The organism is Burkholderia sp. Se-20378 (genome assembly GCF_017104665.1).
Taxonomy (GTDB): Bacteria; Pseudomonadota; Gammaproteobacteria; order Burkholderiales; family Burkholderiaceae; genus Burkholderia; species Burkholderia lata.
Genome location: NZ_JAAGPG010000650.1, coordinates 1 through 4,188 on the forward strand (window position 1 = coordinate 1; position 4,188 = coordinate 4,188).

Annotated in this window: 3 protein-coding genes and 1 pseudogene; 2 read left to right on the top strand and 2 right to left on the bottom strand. The window is 68.1% G+C overall.

Annotated elements, in window-relative coordinates; translation table 11 throughout:
* Together G3N93_RS35465 and G3N93_RS35470 are read left to right on the top strand one after the other, a co-directional pair.
* Positions 1 to 170 (top strand): annotated as a pseudogene (locus G3N93_RS35465) (DUF3999 family protein); the annotation flags it as partial.
* Between the two features lie 115 nt (positions 171 to 285).
* A complete protein-coding gene (locus tag G3N93_RS35470; protein WP_206135060.1) occupies positions 286 to 939 on the top strand; it encodes a lytic transglycosylase domain-containing protein in 654 nt (217 codons plus the stop codon).
* 8 nt (positions 940 to 947) lie between these two features.
* On the opposite strand, the gene G3N93_RS35475 is transcribed toward G3N93_RS35470, so the two are convergent.
* Both G3N93_RS35475 and kdpB read right to left on the bottom strand, forming a co-directional pair.
* Entirely contained in the window at positions 948 to 1,646 is a 699-nt protein-coding gene (locus tag G3N93_RS35475) for a response regulator (RefSeq protein WP_206135061.1), read from the bottom strand.
* A gap of 40 nt (positions 1,647 to 1,686) precedes the next feature.
* Positions 1,687 to 3,771, bottom strand: a complete 2,085-nt coding sequence (gene kdpB, locus G3N93_RS35480; protein WP_206135063.1) for a potassium-transporting ATPase subunit KdpB — start codon at positions 3,769 to 3,771, stop codon at positions 1,687 to 1,689.
* Between the last annotated feature and the right edge of the window lie 417 nt (positions 3,772 to 4,188).

Genomic DNA, 4,188 nt, shown 5'->3' on the forward strand with positions numbered 1-4,188 from the left:
TCGGCGCGGCGTTGCCGGTGTCGGCGGTCGCACCGACGCCGGCCGTCGATACGGACGCGCCGCGCCGCTACGTGCTGTGGGGCGCGCTGGTCGTCGCGGTCGGCGTGCTCGGCACGATTGCGTGGCGCCTCGCAAAAGGCGGTGGCGATACGCACGGCCGCGACGAGTGACGCAACGCGCTCGTCGCCCGTCTTTACGCGCCATTTATCGGGTGAACCCGTTTCTTTCGACGGTCGCAACGCATAACTGCGTACAGTCGTCGCATCGGAACCACGATGCGACGACATGCAGGAAACCTATCCATCGTATGACCGGCCGCTGCCACGTATGCGTGTGCATCCGGCCCTGCGCCTGAAGCGGCTTCTGCTGCCATTCCCGATCGCACTGTCACTGTCGATCGCCCTGCCCGCGCATGCCGACGACACGCCTGCAGCGCCGGCCACCGCCGCCAGCACGCCCGATGCATCGCCGCCTCCCACCCTCGACACGATCATCGTCGCACTGCGCAACCGCTTCCACGTCGCGTATGCCGATGCGCGCACGATCGCCCGCGCAGTGCAGACCGAATCGGATCGCTACGGGCTTGCCCCGGCGCTGCTGCTCGCGATCATCGCGGTCGAATCGGGCTTCGATCGCCACGCGGTCAGCGTCGCCGGCGCGCGCGGGTTGATGCAGGTGATGCCCACCGCCCATCGCGATCTCGTCGCGCATGTGAAAGACCTGTCCGACCCGGCCACCAACGTGCGGATCGGTGCGGCCATCTTCCGCGGCTATCTCGACGATGCGGACGGCGACGTCGAAACCGCGCTCGTGCGCTACAACGGCGGCACGAAGCGCTATGCGCAACGGGTCGCACTGCGTGTGCAGCAATTCGATGCGCAGTTGCGGCGCTCGAACGGCGTCGCGAGCGACGAGCTGCGGACGGCCGCGAACCCCTGAACGCGTCGCTACCGCACGCCGTCGAGCCGGTAGCCGACACCCGTCTCCGTGACGATGTACGCGGGCCGCCTCGGATCACGCTCCAGCTTGCGCCGCAGGTGGCCGACATACACGCGCAGATAGTGCGCATCCTTGCCGTGCGTCGCGCCCCACACCTCGTTCAGCAAACGGTCGTGCGTGAGCGGCCGGCCCGCATGATGCGCGAGCACGGCCAGCAAGCGGAATTCGATCGGACTCAGATGCACGCGCGCCCCGCCGCGCAACACCTGGCGATCGCCGAGATCGATGCTCACGTCGCCGAAGCACACTCGCACCGCATCGAGGCGCCCGCCGCCGGCTTGCCGCCGCAGGTGCGCACGAATTCGCGCGATCAGCTCGGCGGCGCCGAATGGCTTGGTCAGGTAGTCGTCCGCGCCTGCGTCGAGCGCGGCCACCTTGTCGCTTTCCGCACTCAGCGCCGACAGCACGATCAGGGGCGCAGCCGAGCACGCGCGCAGCGCACGGATCAGTTCGGTGCCGCCCATGTCGTGCAGGTTCGTGTCCGCGACGATCAGGTCGGGACGGCGCGCGCCGACGGCCGCCACGCCCGCCGCACCGGTCGCGGCCTCGCAGACGTGCATGTGTTCGGCCTTCAGCGCGACACGGACGAAATGCCGGATGAACCTGTCTTCGTCGACGATCACGATGACGACGGCCGGTTCACTCATGCGGCAGCGCCTGCGCACGCGGCATGATGCGCACCCATGCTCAGGCCCATCCGCATGCCACCAGCACCATGTCGATCAGCTTGATGAACGGGAACGGCAGCAGCACGCCGCCGAAGCCGTACAGCAGCAGGTTCCTGCGCAGCAGCGGCGCGGCGCCGAGCGGGCGATAGCGCACGCCCTTCAGCGCGAGCGGGATCAGCGCGACGATGATCAGCGCGTTGAAGATCACCGCCGACAGGATCGCCGACGCCGGTGACGCGAGATGCATCACGTCGAGCACGCGCAGCTGCGGGTACGTCGTCGCGAATGCGGCCGGGATGATCGCGAAATACTTCGCGATGTCGTTCGCGATCGAGAACGTCGTCAGCGACCCGCGCGTCATCAGCATCTGCTTGCCGATCTCGACGATCTCGATCAGCTTCGTCGGGTTCGAGTCGAGGTCGACCATGTTGCCGGCTTCCTTCGCCGCCTGCGTGCCGGTGTTCATCGCCACGGCCACGTCGGCCTGCGCGAGCGCCGGCGCGTCGTTGGTGCCGTCGCCCGTCATCGCGACGAGGCGCCCGGCCGCCTGGTGTTCGCGGATCGTCGCGAGCTTGGTTTCCGGCGTCGCTTCCGCGAGGAAATCGTCGACACCCGCTTCCGCCGCGATCGCCGCGGCCGTCAGCCGGTTGTCGCCCGTCACCATCACGGTCTTGATGCCCATCTTGCGCAGTTCCGCGAAGCGCTCCTTGATGCCGCCCTTCACGATGTCCTTCAGTTCGATCACGCCGAGCACGCGCGCGACGCCGTCGACTCGCTCCGCCACCGCGAGCGGCGTGCTGCCGCGACGCGCGATGTCGGTCACGACCGCTTCGACTTCGCGCGTGACGCGGCCGCCGTGGGACTCGACGTAATGCTTGATCGCGTCCGCCGCGCCCTTGCGGATCTCGCGGCCGGGCGCCCCGGAGGAAGTCCCCGTGGGGGAAAGGTCGACGCCGCTCATCCGCGTCTGCGCGCTGAACGACAGGAACACCGGATGCAGCGCCTGCATGTCGCGCTCGCGCAGGTTGAAGCGCTGCTTCGCGAGCACGACGATGCTGCGACCCTCCGGCGTTTCGTCGGCCAGCGACGACAGCTGCGCGGCATCGGCCAGCGCTTCCTCGGTCACGAACGGCGCGGGCACGAACGCCGACGCCTGGCGATTGCCGAGCGTGATCGTGCCGGTCTTGTCGAGCAGCAGCACGTCGACGTCGCCGGCGGCTTCCACCGCGCGGCCCGACGTCGCGATCACGTTCGCCTGCATCATCCGGCTCATCCCGGCCACGCCGATCGCGGACAACAGCCCGCCGATCGTCGTCGGAATCAGGCACACGAGCAGCGCAACCAGTGCGGTGATCGTCACCACGTGGCCGGCCTTCATCGCTTCGACCGCGAACGTCGAAAAAGGCAGCAAGGTGGCGGTGGCAAGCAACATCACGATCGTCAACGCGACGAGCAGGATCGTCAGCGCGATTTCGTTCGGCGTCTTCTTGCGCTTCGCGCCCTCGACCATCGCGATCATCCGGTCGAGGAACGCTTCGCCCGGATTGACGGCGACGCGCACGACGATCCAGTCGGACAGCACGCGCGTGCCGCCCGTCACCGACGAGAAATCGCCACCCGCCTCGCGGATCACCGGCGCGGATTCGCCGGTGATCGCCGATTCGTCGACCGATGCGACGCCTTCGATCACGTCACCGTCGGCGGGGATCGTATCGCCGGTTTCGACGAGCACGACGTCGCCCTTGCGCAGGTCGGCCGACGCCATCACCTCGACGGCCGCCTTCGCACGCGGCGCCGCGAGCTTCTTCGCGACCACGTTGTGTTTCGCACTGCGCAGCGATGCGGCCTGCGCCTTCGAGCGCCCTTCCGCGAGCGCTTCGGCGAAGTTCGCGAACAGCACGGTGAACCACAGCCACAGTGCGATCGCCACGATGAAACCGGCGGGCGCTTCGGCCTGGCCGAACAGCGCGGCAATCCACAGGATCGTGGTCAGGATGCTGCCGACATACACGCAGAACATCACCGGATTGCGGAACTGGGTGCGCGGCGTGAGTTTCCGGAACGAATCGGCGATCGCCGGACGCACGAGCGCGGGATCGAACATCGAACGCGCGGCCGTGCGCGCATGGCCCGGCTGCGCGGAGCGCGGGCCTGTCAGGGGGGCGAGAGACATGGCGGTTTCCTTTTGCCGGCGCGCCGGCGCGAAGGCAGCCGGCATCGGTCAGGCGAGCCGGCTGCCTTCGCGCGTACTCGCGTGCGGCTTCCGTTTCCACGCAACCATCTTATGAAGGTTCACGTGAAGATCGCGGCAAAGGATCGCGTCGGGGTATAAAAAGCGCGTAAACGTCCGTTTCGCCGCGGCGCGGCGGGGGTGTCTCAAGGGCCGTACACGAGCGGGAGCGCCACACTCCGCTCATTCGACGTTTACGCGGCAAAGCAGGAAAACGAACCGGGGCGCGGCGTTCAGCCGAACGTGTAGCGCCCGTGCTGACGCGGACGCCACGGCGACGATCGGCAACTC

Coding starts and splice junctions, on each gene's coding strand:
- G3N93_RS35470 (WP_206135060.1), top strand. CDS start 286: ATGCAGGAAACCTATCCATCGTATGACCGGCCGCTGCCACGTATGCGT.
- G3N93_RS35475 (WP_206135061.1), bottom strand. CDS start 1,646: ATGAGTGAACCGGCCGTCGTCATCGTGATCGTCGACGAAGACAGGTTC.
- kdpB (WP_206135063.1), bottom strand. CDS start 3,771: ATGTTCGATCCCGCGCTCGTGCGTCCGGCGATCGCCGATTCGTTCCGG.